At 69.5% G+C, this 13657-nt stretch carries 13 protein-coding genes; 8 read left to right on the top strand and 5 right to left on the bottom strand.

The window, feature by feature from the left end; translation table 11 throughout:
• The first annotated feature begins 43 nt into the window (after positions 1–43).
• The 4 genes from ACI766_RS10365 to ACI766_RS10350 are packed head-to-tail and all read left to right on the top strand — an operon-like array spanning position 44 to position 5022.
• The gene (locus ACI766_RS10365; RefSeq protein WP_087823890.1) at positions 44–2200 is read left to right on the top strand and encodes a TonB-dependent receptor; all 2157 of its coding nucleotides are present in this window, start codon (positions 44–46) and stop codon (positions 2198–2200) included.
• A gap of 52 nt (positions 2201–2252) precedes the next feature.
• On the top strand, positions 2253–3026 hold the full coding sequence (locus ACI766_RS10360) for an ABC transporter ATP-binding protein (RefSeq protein ID WP_003101422.1): 774 nt from the start codon (positions 2253–2255) through the stop codon (positions 3024–3026).
• Positions 3023–3994 carry an ABC transporter substrate-binding protein gene (locus ACI766_RS10355; RefSeq protein ID WP_023109850.1) on the top strand — a complete coding sequence of 324 codons (972 nt, stop codon included), beginning with the start codon at positions 3023–3025 and terminating at the stop codon, positions 3992–3994. The genes ACI766_RS10360 and ACI766_RS10355 overlap by 4 nt, the downstream gene beginning before the upstream one ends.
• Positions 3991–5022 (top strand): FecCD family ABC transporter permease, encoded by a 1032-nt coding sequence (locus tag ACI766_RS10350; protein ID WP_034022724.1) that lies wholly within the window; start codon positions 3991–3993, stop codon positions 5020–5022. Before ACI766_RS10355 ends, ACI766_RS10350 begins: the two co-directional genes overlap by 4 nt.
• On the opposite strand, the gene ACI766_RS10345 is transcribed toward ACI766_RS10350, so the two are convergent.
• The 3 genes from ACI766_RS10345 to ACI766_RS10335 all read right to left on the bottom strand — a co-directional run bounded on the left by ACI766_RS10345 (position 5023) and on the right by ACI766_RS10335 (position 7489).
• Positions 5023–5889, bottom strand: a complete 867-nt coding sequence (locus ACI766_RS10345) for an MBL fold metallo-hydrolase (RefSeq protein WP_003101427.1) — start codon at positions 5887–5889, stop codon at positions 5023–5025.
• A 119-nt stretch (positions 5890–6008) separates the two neighbouring features.
• Positions 6009–6602, bottom strand: coding sequence for a LysE family translocator (locus ACI766_RS10340; protein ID WP_003114018.1), 594 nt, complete (start codon positions 6600–6602; stop codon positions 6009–6011).
• 50 nt (positions 6603–6652) lie between these two features.
• Complete coding sequence (locus ACI766_RS10335) at positions 6653–7489, bottom strand: AraC family transcriptional regulator (protein WP_003160598.1); 837 nt, start codon at positions 7487–7489, stop codon at positions 6653–6655.
• 210 nt (positions 7490–7699) lie between these two features.
• On the opposite strand from ACI766_RS10335, the gene ACI766_RS10330 reads away from it, so the two are divergent.
• Both ACI766_RS10330 and ACI766_RS10325 read left to right on the top strand, forming a co-directional pair.
• Entirely contained in the window at positions 7700–8473 is a 774-nt protein-coding gene (locus ACI766_RS10330) for an SDR family oxidoreductase (RefSeq protein ID WP_003101432.1), read from the top strand.
• A gap of 50 nt (positions 8474–8523) precedes the next feature.
• A complete protein-coding gene (locus ACI766_RS10325) occupies positions 8524–8781 on the top strand; it encodes a hypothetical protein (protein WP_003101434.1) in 258 nt (85 codons plus the stop codon).
• An 8-nt stretch (positions 8782–8789) separates the two neighbouring features.
• Here ACI766_RS10325 and ACI766_RS10320 read toward each other — a convergent pair whose 3' ends face one another.
• Positions 8790–10427, bottom strand: coding sequence for a methyl-accepting chemotaxis protein (locus tag ACI766_RS10320; protein ID WP_003114016.1), 1638 nt, complete (start codon positions 10425–10427; stop codon positions 8790–8792).
• A gap of 84 nt (positions 10428–10511) precedes the next feature.
• Positions 10512–11501 carry a LysR family transcriptional regulator gene (locus tag ACI766_RS10315; RefSeq protein WP_012613913.1) on the bottom strand — a complete coding sequence of 330 codons (990 nt, stop codon included), beginning with the start codon at positions 11499–11501 and terminating at the stop codon, positions 10512–10514.
• A gap of 100 nt (positions 11502–11601) precedes the next feature.
• On the opposite strand from ACI766_RS10315, the gene ACI766_RS10310 reads away from it, so the two are divergent.
• Entirely contained in the window at positions 11602–12771 is a 1170-nt protein-coding gene (locus ACI766_RS10310) for a M20 aminoacylase family protein (protein ID WP_003114014.1), read from the top strand.
• Positions 12772–12830: 59 nt separating this feature from the next.
• Entirely contained in the window at positions 12831–13616 is a 786-nt protein-coding gene (locus ACI766_RS10305) for an ABC transporter substrate-binding protein (protein ID WP_003114013.1), read from the top strand.
• The last annotated feature ends 41 nt before the right edge of the window (positions 13617–13657 follow it).

Genomic DNA, 13657 nt, shown 5'->3' with positions numbered 1-13657 from the left:
TTCCTGCGCGTTCCGTCCTGCCCGGTCATGAGATGGAACGCCCATGCCCCGCTTCAGCCGTTTGCGCACCGAGCCTTTCGCCCTCGGCCTCTCCACCAGCCTGCTGCTGGTACCGCCCGCCCTCGCCGAAACCGAGGAAGCCGCCCTCGCCCTGCCCAGCCAGTTGGTCAGCGTTCGCCAGGATCCCGCCGAACTCGACCACATCGACCTCGCCACTCCGGTCAGTGCCGGTTCGCGCCTGGGCCTCAGCGCCCTGGACACCCCGGCGAGCACCAGCAGCATCAGCGGCGAGGAAGTTCGCCGACGCAACAACCCCAGCGTCCAGGCCGCCGTTACCCGCAGCCCCGGCATCAGCTTCATCGGCACCCCCGGAGATGGCGGTACCGGCCTCTCGGCGCGCGGCTTCAGCGGCCATGCATCGGTGATGCAACTGTTCGACGGCACGCGCCTGTACACCGGCATGGGCACGGTGAACTTCCCCAGCGATCCGTGGATGGTCGAGCGCATCGACGTGATCCGCGGCCCGGCCTCGGTGCTGTACGGCGAAGGCGCCACCGGCGCGGTGATCAACGTGGTGCCGAAGAAGCCTTTCGCCGGCGAGATCCGCAACCACCTGCGCCTCGGCTACGGCTCCTACGACAACCGCCAGTTGGCCCTGGACAGCGGCGGCTCGCTGACCGACAGCCTCAGCTACCGGCTCAACCTGAACCAGCAGCAGAGCCACGGCTGGATCGACCGTGGCGACTCGCGCAACCTGGGCATCAGCGCGGCGCTGCGCTGGCAGGCCAGCGACGATCTGGCCTTCACCCTCGCCCACGACTATGGCGACCAGGAGCCGATGAACGACTTCGGCACCCCGCTGGTCGGCGGCAAGTACCACAAGCGCCTGCGCGAGAAGAACTACAACGTGCGCAACGACGTGCAGCGCTACAACGACCAGTGGACCCGCCTGACCAGCGACTGGAGCCTTTCCGACAGCGTCACCGCGAGCAACCAGTTGTACTACATCAAGGCCCGCCGCCACTGGCGCAACGCCGAAACCTACGAATGGGACGTCCCGCGCGAAGAGCTGTTGCGCAGGGACTACCTGCGCATCAGCCACGAGCAGGAGCAGATCGGCGACCGCCAGACCTTCGCCTTCCAGCACGCCCTGTTCGGCCTCGACAGCCGCACCCTGGTCGGCGCCGAGTACAACCGCATCCGCTTCCGCCTGAGCAACAACTCGCCCTATACCGATGTCGGCGGCGACTACATCGACCCCTGGCATCCCGCGCCCGGCTACTTCGAAAGCCGCTCGCCCTACCGGCCGCACTCGCGCAGCCAGACCCGCACCTTCGCCCTGTTCGCCGAGAACCGCCTGCAGCTCAACGAGCGCCTGTCGCTGGTGACCGGGGTGCGCCGCGACCAGAACCATATCGACCGCGACGACCTGCGCGCCGGCACCCGCAGCGACCGCAGCCTGCAGGGCGGCAACTGGCGCGCCGGGATGGTCTTCGCGCTGACCCCGGAACTGTCGCTGTACGGCCAGTACTCCACCAGCGAGGACGGTGTGAGCAACCTGATCACCCTCAACGCGGCCCAGCAGCAGATGGACCTGACCCACTCGAAGCAGACCGAGGTCGGCCTCAAGCAGCTGTTCCCGGACGGTCGCGGCGAATGGACCCTGGCCGCCTACCATATCGTCAAGAAGAAGCTGCTCAGCGCCAGCCCGCTGCCGCCGCACGACGCGCAGCAGGTCGGCCAGCAGAGTTCGGACGGCCTGGAGGCCAGCCTGGAACTGAACCTGGCCCAGGACTGGCGGCTGTCGGCGAACGCCGCGCTGGTGCGTGCCGAATACGACGACTTCGACGAAACGATCGACGGACAGACCTACTCGCGCAACGGCAACCGCCCCAGGAACGTGCCACGGCGCACCGCCAACCTCTGGCTGGACAAGTCCTTCGCCGAGACCCTGCGCGTCGGCGCCGGGCTGCGCTACGTCGACCGGCGCTACGCCGACGCCGCCAACCAGGCCAGCCTGCCCGGCTACACGGTGGTCGACGCCAACCTGGGCTGGCGGGTACGGCCGGACCTGACCCTCGGCCTTGAGCTGTACAACCTGTTCGACCGCCAGTACGCCCTGGCTGACAACAACAACGGCCAGCAATGGATCATGGGCCAGCCGCGCTCGTTCAACGTCACCGCCGACTTCAGTTTCTGAAGCCGGCGCCGCGGCAATCGTCTCTGCTGAACCACCGGACCTGCGAGTAGCCATGTCGTCCCTTCACCTCGATGCCCTGCACTGGTCGCCCGACGCCTCCACCGAGTTGCTGCGCGGCGTGCATCTGGAAGTCCCGGCCGGCAGTTTCGTCGGCCTGATCGGCCCCAACGGCAGCGGCAAGACCAGCCTGCTGCGCTGCGCCTTCCGCTATGCGCGACCGCAGCGCGGCCGGGTGGTGCTCGACGGCGACGACCTCTGGCGCCAGCCGCCGCGCTGGGCCGCCCGGCGTATCGCGGTGGTGTTGCAGGAGTTCCCCGAGGACTTCGGCCTTGCCGTCGAGGACGTGGTCGCCATGGGCCGCACGCCGCACAAGGGCCTGTTCGACGGCCACGGCGCGGACGACCGCCAGCGGGTCCGCCAGGCGCTGCTCCAGGTCGGTCTCGAAGGGCGTGCCGCGAGCCCCTTCGCCAGCCTCTCCGGTGGCGAGAAGCAGCGCGCCCTGCTGGCTCGCGCGCTGGTTCAGGAGCCGCGCCTGCTGATCCTCGACGAACCGACCAACCACCTCGACCCGCGCTACCAGCTGGAGCTTCTGCGCCTGCTGCGCAGCCTCGGCCTGAGCACCCTGGCGAGCTTCCACGACCTCAACCTGGCGGCGGCCTTCTGCGACCGCCTCTACGTGCTCGACGGCGGCCGCATCGTCGCCCAGGGCACGCCGACCGAGGTGCTCGACGCCGACCTGCTGTGGCGGGTGTTCGGCGTCCGCGCCCTGGTCGACCGCCACCCCCTCGCCGACCACCCGCGCCTGACCTGGATTACCCAAGCATGAAGCACCCGATCCTGCACCACCTGCTGCTCGGCGCCCTGCTCGCCTGCGCCGATGCCGCGCTGGCCGAGCGCTACCCGCTCAGCGTGCGCAGCTGCGAGCGCGAAGTGACGTTCGAGCGCGCGCCGTCGCGCGCGGTCAGCCACGACATCAACCTCACCGAGATGATGGTCGCCCTCGGTCTGCAGACGCGCATGGTCGGCTATACCGGCATCAGCGGCTGGTGGAAGAATGCCGATCCCGGATTGATCGCCGCGCTCAAGCCGCTGCCCGAGCTGGTGGCGCGCTACCCCACGGCGGAAACCCTGCTCGATGTCGACGCCGACTTCTTCTTCGCCGGTTGGGGCTACGGCATGCGCGTCGGCGGCGACCTCACTCCGGCCAGCCTGGAGCCGCTGGGGGTGAAGGTCTACGAGCTGAGCGAATCCTGCGCGCAGATCGGCGAGCCGCGCCGCGCCAGCCTCGACGAGCTGTACCGCGACCTGCGCAACCTGGGACGGATCTTCGACGTCGAACCGCGCGCCGAGCGCCTGGTCGCCAGCCTCCAGGCACGCATCGAGCGCGCCCGCGCCGGCATCCCGGCGAACGCCGAGGCGCCGCGGGTGTTCCTCTACGACAGCGGCGAGGACCGCCCCTTCACCTCTGGCCGCCTGGGCATGCCGCAGGCGCTGATCGAGGCCGCCGGCGGTCGCAGCGTGACCGACGACGTGGCGGCCAGCTGGACCCAGGTCAACTGGGAAAGCGTGGTCGCCCGCGATCCGCAGGTCATCATCATCGTCGACTACGGCGAGACCAGCGCCGCGCAGAAGCAGCGCTTCCTCGAAGAGAACCCGGCGCTGCGCAGCCTGACCGCGATCCGCGAGCGACGCTTCATCGTCCTGCCCTATAACCAGGCCACGCCAGGCATCGGCAACGCCGCGGCGATAGAAACCCTGGTCGCCGGCCTCCACCCTCGGGCGCCACGTCCATGACCCTGTTCCGCAGCCCTCGCGCCTATTGCCTGTTGCTGGGCGGCCTGGTCATGTTGCTCGGCCTGTCCTGCGTGGTCGCCCTCGGCTTCGGTCCGGCGCGACTGGACAGCGGCCTGGTCGGCCGCATCGTCCTCCAGCGCCTGTTCGGCGTGGCGGCGGAGGCCGGTGCCTGGAGCGCCGGCCAGGAGCACATCGTCTGGCTGATCCGCGCCCCGCGGGTACTGCTCGGTGCCTGCGTCGGCGCCGGCCTGGCGCTGGTGGGAGCGGCGCTGCAGGCGGTCACGCGCAATCCGCTGGCCGATCCGCACCTGCTCGGCGCCACCTCCGGCGCGACCCTCGGCGCGGTGTTGGTGGTGCTCTACATCGGCGAGGTGATCGGCCTGCTGACCCTGCCGCTGGCGGCCTTCCTCGGCGCCCTCGGCAGCATGCTGCTGGTGCTCGGCGTGGCCAGTCGCGGCGGCCGCCTGGGCAGCGACCGGCTGTTGCTGGCGGGGGTCGCGGTGTCCTTCGTGCTCCTGGCGCTGGCCAACCTGCTGCTGTTCCTCGGCGACCACCGCGCCGCCTCCTCGGTGCTGTTCTGGATGCTCGGCGGCCTCGGCCTGGCGCGCTGGTCGCTGATCTGGCTGCCGGCGCTGTGCGTGGCCGGCTGCCTGCTGGTGCTGCTCGGGCTGGGCCGTGCGCTGAACGCGCTGATGGCCGGCGAACAGACCGCCGTGACCCTCGGCCTGGACGCCCGCCGCGTACGCCTGTGGGTCTTCATCTGCTGCTCGCTGCTGACCGGCGTGCTGGTCTCGGTGAGCGGCGCCATCGGCTTCGTCGGACTCATGCTGCCGCACGCCGCGCGCCTGCTGGTGGGCGCCGAGCACCGCCGGCTGCTGCCGGTGTGCGCCCTGCTCGGCGCGCTGTTCCTGGTCTGGATGGATGTCGCCGCGCGCACCCTGATCGCCCCCCAGGACCTGCCCATCGGCATCGCCACCGCGGCCATCGGTGGGCTGTTCTTCATTCTCCTGCTACGTCGCCGCAGCTGATCAGAACAGATCCAGCGGGATCTTCAGGTAACGCACCCCGTTGCCTTCCACCGGCGGCAGGTTGCCGCCGCGCATGTTGACCTGGATCGCCGGCAGCATCAGGGTCGGCATGCCGAGGGTGGCATCGCGCTGCTGGCGCATGGCGACGAACGCCTCCTCGTCGACGCCTTCGCGGACGTGCACGTTGTGCCGGCGCTGCTCGCCGACGCTGGTTTCGCAGCGGTGCTCGTCGCGGCCGGGAGCCGTGTAGTCGTGGCACATGAACAGGCGGGTCGCGTCGGGTAGCGCGAACAGGCGCTGGATCGAGCGATACAGCTGGCGCGCGTCGCCGCCGGGAAAATCGCAGCGGGCGGTGCCGTAGTCGGGCATGAACAGGGTATCGCCGACGAAGGCGCTGTCGCCGACCAGGTAGGTCATGCACGCCGGGGTATGCCCCGGGGTATGCAGCGCGCGGCATTCCAGGGCGCCGATGCGGAACGACTCGCCGTCCTCGAACAGGTGCTCGAACTGGCGGCCGTCCACCGGGAACGCCTCGCCGAGGTTGAACAGGCCGGAGAATTTCGCCTGCACCTGGGTGATTCGCGCGCCGATGGCCAGGCACCCGCCCAGTTCGCGCTGCAGGAAGATGGCCGCCGACAGGTGGTCGGCGTGCACGTGGGTCTCCAGCAGCCATTCCACCTGCAGGTCGTGCTGGCGAACATGGGCGATCAGGCGTTCGGCGCTGGCATGGCTGGTGCGCCCGGCGGCCGGGTCGTAGTCGAGCACCGGGTCGACGATGGCGCAGGCGCGGCTGGACGGGTCGCGCACCACGTAGCTGTAGGTGGAGGTGGCCGGGTCGAAGAAGGCAGTGATGTCGGGTTTCAACATGGAGGTTCCTTGCGCGGCGTGCTGACGGCGACCGCGCCATGGCTACGGATCGTCCCACCATAGCCAACCCGGGCCCGGCGTACCAACCCACAGGTTTGTCAGGAAGCTACCGGACCGCCTCAGAGCAGCAGGGCGGCCCAGGCCGATGCCAGCAACAACAGCGCCATGCCTTGGTTGAAGCGTTTCATCAGCGACGGCGAGCGCAGCAGCCGCGCGCTGCCGACGCCGAGCAAGGCCCAACTGGCCAGGCACGGCAGCGAAACCAGGAAGAACAGCAATGCCAGCAGGCCGATCCGCCCGGCCTGTCCGGCGCCTTCCCCGGCGAACAGTGCCAGCGCGGCGAGGGCCATCATCCAGGCCTTGGGATTGACCAGTTGCAACGCCGCGCCGCCGAGCACGCCGAGGCGCCGCGGCGGCTCCGCGCCGTCGATGCCGCCCGCGCTGCGGAACAGGCTCCAGGCCAGGTAGCTGAGCCAGCCGACGCCGAGCCAGGCGAGCCCCTGCTGGAGCAGCGGATGGCGTCGCAGCAACTCGCCCAGGCCGAGCCCGAGCAGCAGGATCAGCGCCGCCACCGCCGCGCAGGCGCCGAGCACGATCGGCCAGGCGGCGGCCAGGCCGTGGCGCTGGCTGTTGCTCAGGACCAGGATGTTGGTCGGTCCGGGGGTGATCGAGGCGACGACGGCGAACAGCAGGAAGGGCACGAGGGATTGCATGGACGGGCTCCTGTGGCGGGGGAGCCTTCATCCTGGCGACGCGCCGGGCCTCAGTCTGGAAGCTGGGTGCACTGCCGGCGGTAGGCCGCCGGGGTCATCCCGTAGGCGCGCCGGAACCAGCGGCCGAGATGGCTCTGGTCGGCGAAACCGAGAGCGCTGGCGAGGTCCGCCGGTTGCCCGCCGACAGCGAGCATCTGCCGCGCCTTGGCCAGGCGCAACTGGACCAGGTAGGCGTAGGGTGGCAAGCCGTAGGCGGCCTTGAATGCACGGTTCAGGCGGAAGCGGTCGGTGCCGCAGGCGCTGGCCAGCTCGTCCAGGCCGATGTCCTCGTAGAAGTGCGCATGCAGGTAGTCGCGGGCTTTCTGCGCCACCAGCGGCAGGCGCGGATCGAATGGCTTCGCCTCGCGCCAGCCGAGGTGCACGCGCAGCCGCTCCAGCACCAGCTCCAGGGCGGTCTGCCGCAGCAGTCGCAGCTCGCGGCCATGCAGGACGCGGAAGGCCTGGGCGATGGCCAGGGTCAGGCGCGGGTCTTCGGTGAGGTTGGCGTGGAAGCCGGGGTCGCGGTCGCTGGGCGCATCGTCGAAGGTCGCCCGCAGTTCGCGCCGCAGCCAGTCCGGCTGCAGGTACAGCATCGAGTAGGTGAAGCCGCCGGCGATCGGCGCGCGACCGTCGTGGATCTCCCCCGGTTCGACCAGGAATACCTGGCCGGCGGTGCTGTCGTGTCGGCGTCGGCGGCAGTTGAATTGCTGCACGCCGATCTCGGTGTAGCCGATCAGGTAGCTGTCGTGCCAGTGCGGATCGTAGGCGTGGCCCTCGAAATGGGCGCGCAGGGTCTCGATCCCGGTCTCGGCGTCGCGGGCCAGGTCGATCCAGTCTCGGCTCCCCATCGTGCGTCAGGTCTTCCCACTCGTTGGTTTCATCGCCGCGACTATAACGCGCCCGTCCCGGGGTTCTAGAAGATTCGTGCAGGCGGCTGCGCTCCTCCGGAGGCGGGAATTGATCGGCGTTTCTGGACAATCTATCCAGGCCGCCGCGATTACTCCGCAAGGCCGCCCTCCCTAGACTGGGTTCTCCACTCACCGCAGGAGAAACACCCCATGGTCGACCACTCCATCAAAGGCAAGACCGTCCTCATCACCGGCGGCGCCAAGAACCTGGGCGGGCTGATCGCCCGTGATCTCGCCGCCCACGGCGCGAAGGCGATCGCCATCCACTACAACAGCGCCGCGAGCAAGGCCGATGCCGACGCCACCGTCGCCGCGCTGCAGGCAGCCGGAGCCAAGGCGGTAGCGCTGCAGGGCGATCTCACCAGCGCCGCGGCCATGGAAAAGCTGTTCGCCGACGCCATCGCCGCGGTGGGCAAGCCGGACATCGCCATCAACACCGTCGGCAAGGTGCTGAAGAAACCCATCACCGAGATCAGCGAGACCGAATACGACGAGATGAGCGCGGTCAATTCCAAGTCTGCGTTCTTCTTCCTGCGCGAAGCCGGCAAGCACGTCAACGATAACGGCAAGATCTGCACCCTGGTGACCTCCCTGCTTGGCGCCTATACCCCGTACTACGCCGCCTATGCCGGCACCAAGGCGCCGGTGGAGCACTTCACCCGTGCCGCTTCCAAGGAGTTCGGCGCGCGCGGCATCTCGGTCACCGCGGTCGGCCCGGGCCCCATGGACACGCCCTTCTTCTACCCCGCCGAAGGTGCCGATGCGGTGGACTACCTGAAGAACGCCGCGGCCTTGTCGCCGTTCTCCAAAACCGGCCTGACCGACATCGACGACGTGGTGCCGTTCATCCGCCACCTGGTCAGCGAAGGCTGGTGGATCACCGGCCAGACCATCCTCATCAACGGCGGCTTCTCGACCAAGTGAGCCACGCAGCGGCCGCCACGGCGGTCGCTGCCTGCCTGCGGAAACCCTTCATGCACGTGACCCTAGTAATCGCCGGCGGCATCGTCCTGCTCGGCCTGTTCCTGCTCTTCGGCAAACTCTGGGATGCCGGGCCGGCGCTCGCTGCCGGCCTGTTCCTGCCGACCTGGCTGGCCGTCGCGCTGGTCAACCTGTGGGTCGGCGTCCAGCACGCCGGCTACGGCTTGCGCGAAGAACTGCCGATCCTGCTGCTGGTCTTCCTGGTCCCGGCGGCACTGGCAGGCGTGGCGATCTGGCTGGCGCCGCGCTAGGCGGCGCTTCAGACGCGGAAACGGCCGACCAGCCGCGCCAGTTCCGAGGACAGCTCGGACAGCCGGCGGCTGGCCCCGGTACCCTGCTCCGAATGTTCCGCCGCCTGGGCGGAAAGCTCGCGCACCTCGCTGATGTTGCGGGCGATTTCGTCGATTACCCGGCTCTGCTCCTCGCAGGCCGAGGCGATCTGCGCGGCGAGGTCGTTGATCCGCCCCACCGCGTCGCCGGTGGCGGCCAGCACGCCGTCGACCCCGGCGGCGCGCTCGACGCTGTCGCGCGCCTTGAGGCTGCCCGACTGCATGGCCCGCACGGCGTTCTGCACCCCGGCCTGGAGGCGCTCGATGCGCGCCTGGATGTCCTTGGTCGAATCCTGGGTACGCGCCGCCAGCGCCCGCACCTCGTCGGCCACCACGGCGAAACCGCGACCCTGCTCGCCAGCCCGCGCGGCTTCGATGGCGGCGTTGAGGGCGAGCAGGTTGGTCTGTTCGGCGATGCCCTTGATCACCGTCAGCACCGCGTCGATGCTGGCGGTTTCCTGGGCCAGTTGCTGGATGCTCTCGGAACTGCTCTCCACTTCCTGCGCCAACTGGCGGATCACCTCGATGGTCGCTTCCACCACGTTGGCGCCCTCGCGCGCCTGCCGGCGGGCGTCATCGGCCACCTGCGCGGCGCTCTGGGCATTGCGCGCCACCTCGTGGACGGCGCTGCTCATCTGCGTCGCGGCGGTGCTGACCTGGTCCACCGATGCGTGCTCGCTGTTGATCAGACGATCGTTGGCGGCGGTCATGCCGGCCAGCGAACCGGCTGAATCGGCGACCTCGCCGGTGACCCGGCCGACCTCGCGGATCAGCGGCTGCAACTTGTCGAGGAAGGCGTTGAAGGCGCTGCCGAGACGGCCGGGTTCGTCGCGCGAAGTGACCTCCAGGCGCACGCGCAGGTCGCCATCGCCGTTGGCGATCTCTTCCAGGCGTTGCAGCAGACGCTGCAACGGACGGGTCACCAGGCCGGGGAACACCAGCACCAGCGACAGGCACACCAGCAGGCCGAACGCCACCAGCGCCACCTGCTGCCAGCGGTGGCGCTCGCCCAGCGCGGAGGACGCCTCGCCGTCAGCGGCCGCGGCCGCCTCTTCCATCTCGTCGAGCTGGTTGATCACCTCGCGCATCGCCCCGAACTGGCGATCGCTGTCACCGTAGCTGAGCTGCGCCGCGGCGCTCGGATCGCTGGCCGCCAGGCTCAGCACCCGCGCCGAGGTCGCGCTCCAGAGGGCATAGCCGCGCTCGAACTCGGCGACCTTGGCCAGTTCCGCCTCGCCCGGCTGCATCGCCGCGTACTGGCGCACCCGATCCAGGGCCTGCTGCAGGTTTTCCGCGTGATCGTTCCTCAGGCCGGCGATCTGCTCGGCGCTCAGGTGGCCCTCGAGCAGGCTGCGCTCGGCGACGAAGGCCTGGTAGAGATCACGGTCGGCGTTGAGCAGCAGGGCGATGCCGGGGAGAAAACGCTTGCCCAGGCGCTGGTTGGATTCGTTCAGCTGGGCGATGCCATGCACGCCGAGCGCGCCCACCAGCAGCAGAAGCACCGCGAGCAGGAGGATCGGCAGGGCGATTTTCCTGCGGAACGACAGGTTAGCGAACCATTGCAGCATGCCGGCATCCTCGCTCGTGGCTTTCCAGGCTATCGGTCGCAGCACGACCGATCTTGAGCGACCGTACGTCCGTGCCAGTAGGAATCAGACTAGCAGGCGCAGGGTTTCGAACAGGCGCCGGTCATCCTTCTTCGCCGAGCGGGCGTGGCGGCGGATCGCCTGCAGCAGGCACTCGACGAAGCATTGCGCCGGATTGCTGAGGGCTCCGCCGCGCCGGGTGATGATGCCCAGCCGTCGTGGCTCGAAGGTTTCCCGCAGCGCCAGCGGCACCACCCGGCCGAGCAACGGCGGGGCGGCGCCTATGATCGCCGGCACCCAGGTGCACATGTCGGCCTGCTCCACCAGGGTCTGCAGGATCGCCACGGAGTGCGCGCGGACGATGCGCCGCTCGTCGATCAAGGCGCCGTGGCGCCAGAACAACTCGCGCATCAGGGCGTCGTGGCCGTCGCCGGTGTAGTTCAACGCCCAGTCCTGTTCCAGCAGCTCGTGGATCGAGCCGCAACCCGCCAGCGGATGCCCCTGGCGGACCAGCACCGCGGTGTCGTAGTCGAGCAGCTTCTCGCAGGCGAACTCCTGGGCCGCCTGGGCGCCGTGCAGCGGGCCGATGGCGAAATCCATGCTGCCGTCGCGAAGCAATGGCTGGGCCACCGCCATCAGGCTTTCGAAAAGCTCCAGGCGCACCTCCGGCATGCGCTCGCGGAACGCCTGCACCGCCTCCGAGAGGAAGGTCAGCGCCACCCAAGGCGTCACCCCGATGCACAGCCGGCCGCTGGCCTGGCCACGCAGGTGGTCGAGTTCGACCTGCGCGTGCTCCAGTTGCTTGAGCACCAGCCGGGCGTGGATCAGCAGCGCCTTGCCGTATTCGGTGAAGGTCAGGCCGCTGGGCGTGCGGACGAACAGCGGCAGATGCTGTTCGGTTTCCAGTTCGCGCAGCGCGCGGGTCACGGCCGCCTGGGAAATCCCCAGGACGCGGGCGGCGGCGCGGATGCCGCCCGCGTCGGCACTGGCGACCAGGGCTTGCAACTGGTGGAGTTTCACGGGCTTACCGAGGTGACAACGAAAGGTTGTCATCATAGCCAAAGCGAGCCTCCCCGCCAGTCCCCCGCTTGCCTACCATCGGCTTCGACAACGCCCCGCCGCCCACCGGTCGGAGCCCTTGAGGAGAACAAGAAGAATGACCGAGCCTGCCGTCCTGCCCGCCATCGCGGCGCTGCGGGAAGAGATGGTTACCTTGCGCCGCCATATCCATGCCCACCCGGAGTTGGGTTTCGAGGAACGGCGAACCGCCGCGCTGGTCGCCGAATGCCTGGAGGCCTGGGGCTACCAGGTCAGCCGTGGGGTGGGTCGCACCGGCGTGGTCGGCACCCTGTGCCGCGGCGAGGGCCCAGCGCTGGGCCTGCGCGCCGACATGGACGCGCTGCCGATCCAGGAAGCCACCGGCCTGCCCTACGCCAGCCAGGTGGACGGCGTGATGCACGCCTGCGGCCACGACGGCCACACCGCGATGCTCCTCGCCGCGGCCAGGCACCTGGTCGAGTCGCCGCACTGGCGCGGCACCCTGCAACTGATCTTCCAGCCTGCCGAAGAGGGCCTCGGCGGTGCCCGCGCGATGCTCGACGACGGGCTGCTGGAGCGCTTCCCCTGCGACGCCATCTTCGCCATGCACAACGTCCCGGGATACCCCGTCGGCCACCTGGGCTTCCATCCCGGCCCCTTCATGGCCTCGGCCGATACCGTGGTCATCCGCGTGATCGGCAGTGGCGGCCACGGCGCGGTGCCGCAGCGCACCGTCGACCCGGTGGTGGTCTGCTCCGCCATCGTGCTGGCCTTGCAGAGCATCGTCTCGCGCAACGTCGACCCGCAGGACACCGCGATCGTCAGCGTCGGCGCGATCCATGCCGGGACGGTCTCCAACGTGATCCCGGCCAGCGCCGAAATGATCCTCAGCGTCCGGGCCCTGACCGCGGAAACCCGTGCCCTGCTGGAGCGCCGCATCGGCGAACTGGCCCGCGGCCAGGCCGCCAGCTTCGGCGCGCGGGCGGAGGTCGACTACCGGCATTGCCATCCGGTGCTGGTCAACCATCCCGGGCAGACCGCGTTCGCCCGCGAGGTGGCCCGCGACTGGCTGGGCGAGGAATGCCTGATCGACGGACTGCGGCCGTTCACCGCCAGCGAGGATTTCGCCTTCATCCTCGAACGCTGTCCCGGCAGCTACCTGGTGATCGGCAATGGCCAGGGCGAGAGCGGCTGCCAGTTGCACAACCCCGGCTACGACTTCAACGACGACTGCCTGGCCGTCGGCGCCAGCTACTGGGTGCGACTGGCCGAGCGCTTCCTGGCCTGAGCCAGGGTTTTCAACGGGCGCGCGGCCTGGCGCGCGCGGATCGACAGAGGACAACCACAATGACAAGAACCCTCGGCAGCATCGCCCTCTCCCTCCTCCTCGCCGCACCGGCCGGCGCCGCCGACTGGACCGGCAAGGTCCTGCGCCTGGGCGTCGACCCGACCTACCCGCCGCTCGAATACAAGCAGCCGGACGGCCGCCTGGCAGGCTTCGGCATCGAGATCGGCGAAGCCCTCTGCGCGGAGCTGCGAGCCCGCTGCGAATGGGTCGAAAGCAACTGGGACGGCATCATCCCGGCGCTGCTGTCGCGCAAGATCGACGCCATCGTCTCGTCGATGACCATCACGCCGAAACGCGCACAGCACATCGCCTTCACCGACCGCGTCTCCAACGCGCCGAGCCGCCTGGTGGTACGCCGTGGCTCGGCGCTCCTGCCCGACGCCGAGAGCCTGCGCGGCAAGCGCGTGGGGGTCGGCCAGGGCTCCAACCAGGAGGCCTACGCCAAGGCCGAATGGGCCGCCAAGGGGGTGCGGGTCGTCTCCTACCAGAACCAGGACCAGGTCTACGCCGACCTCGTCATGGGCCGCCTCGACGCCTCGCTGCAAGGCGCGGTGCAGGCCAGCTACGGCTTCCTCGACAAGCCGGTCGGCAAGGATTTCGAACTGGCCGGAGCGGTGCTGGACGACCCTCGCTACTTCGGGGTCGGCGACGGCATCGGCCTGCGCAAGGAGGACGTGGCGCTGCGCGAGGACCTGAACAAGGCGCTGGCGACGATCCGCGCCAACGGAACCTACGCGCGAATCAACGCCCGCTACTTCGACTTCGACCTCTACGGCACGCCCTGAACGGCGTCCGGCCGCTTTTCACCTCGACCGACAACAACAAG

The organism is Pseudomonas sp. DL (genome assembly GCF_047199225.1).
Taxonomy (GTDB): domain Bacteria; phylum Pseudomonadota; class Gammaproteobacteria; order Pseudomonadales; family Pseudomonadaceae; genus Pseudomonas; species Pseudomonas aeruginosa.
Note: the sequence above shows the minus strand (reverse complement) of the source record. Positions and strands in the feature narration are given on the sequence as shown.

What these genes read in the sequence shown, in the direction of transcription:
- ACI766_RS10365 (WP_087823890.1), top strand. Translation starts at nt 44, where the DNA reads ATGCCCCGCTTCAGCCGTTTGCGCACCGAGCCTTTCGCCCTCGGCCTC.
- ACI766_RS10320 (WP_003114016.1), bottom strand. Translation starts at nt 10,427, where the DNA reads ATGCTGCAATGGTTCGCTAACCTGTCGTTCCGCAGGAAAATCGCCCTG.
- ACI766_RS10305 (WP_003114013.1), top strand. Translation starts at nt 12,831, where the DNA reads ATGACAAGAACCCTCGGCAGCATCGCCCTCTCCCTCCTCCTCGCCGCA.
- ACI766_RS10350 (WP_034022724.1), top strand. Translation starts at nt 3,991, where the DNA reads ATGACCCTGTTCCGCAGCCCTCGCGCCTATTGCCTGTTGCTGGGCGGC.
- ACI766_RS10325 (WP_003101434.1), top strand. Translation starts at nt 8,524, where the DNA reads ATGCACGTGACCCTAGTAATCGCCGGCGGCATCGTCCTGCTCGGCCTG.
- ACI766_RS10340 (WP_003114018.1), bottom strand. Translation starts at nt 6,602, where the DNA reads ATGCAATCCCTCGTGCCCTTCCTGCTGTTCGCCGTCGTCGCCTCGATC.
- ACI766_RS10330 (WP_003101432.1), top strand. Translation starts at nt 7,700, where the DNA reads ATGGTCGACCACTCCATCAAAGGCAAGACCGTCCTCATCACCGGCGGC.
- ACI766_RS10360 (WP_003101422.1), top strand. Translation starts at nt 2,253, where the DNA reads ATGTCGTCCCTTCACCTCGATGCCCTGCACTGGTCGCCCGACGCCTCC.
- ACI766_RS10335 (WP_003160598.1), bottom strand. Translation starts at nt 7,489, where the DNA reads ATGGGGAGCCGAGACTGGATCGACCTGGCCCGCGACGCCGAGACCGGG.
- ACI766_RS10355 (WP_023109850.1), top strand. Translation starts at nt 3,023, where the DNA reads ATGAAGCACCCGATCCTGCACCACCTGCTGCTCGGCGCCCTGCTCGCC.
- ACI766_RS10345 (WP_003101427.1), bottom strand. Translation starts at nt 5,889, where the DNA reads ATGTTGAAACCCGACATCACTGCCTTCTTCGACCCGGCCACCTCCACC.
- ACI766_RS10310 (WP_003114014.1), top strand. Translation starts at nt 11,602, where the DNA reads ATGACCGAGCCTGCCGTCCTGCCCGCCATCGCGGCGCTGCGGGAAGAG.
- ACI766_RS10315 (WP_012613913.1), bottom strand. Translation starts at nt 11,501, where the DNA reads ATGATGACAACCTTTCGTTGTCACCTCGGTAAGCCCGTGAAACTCCAC.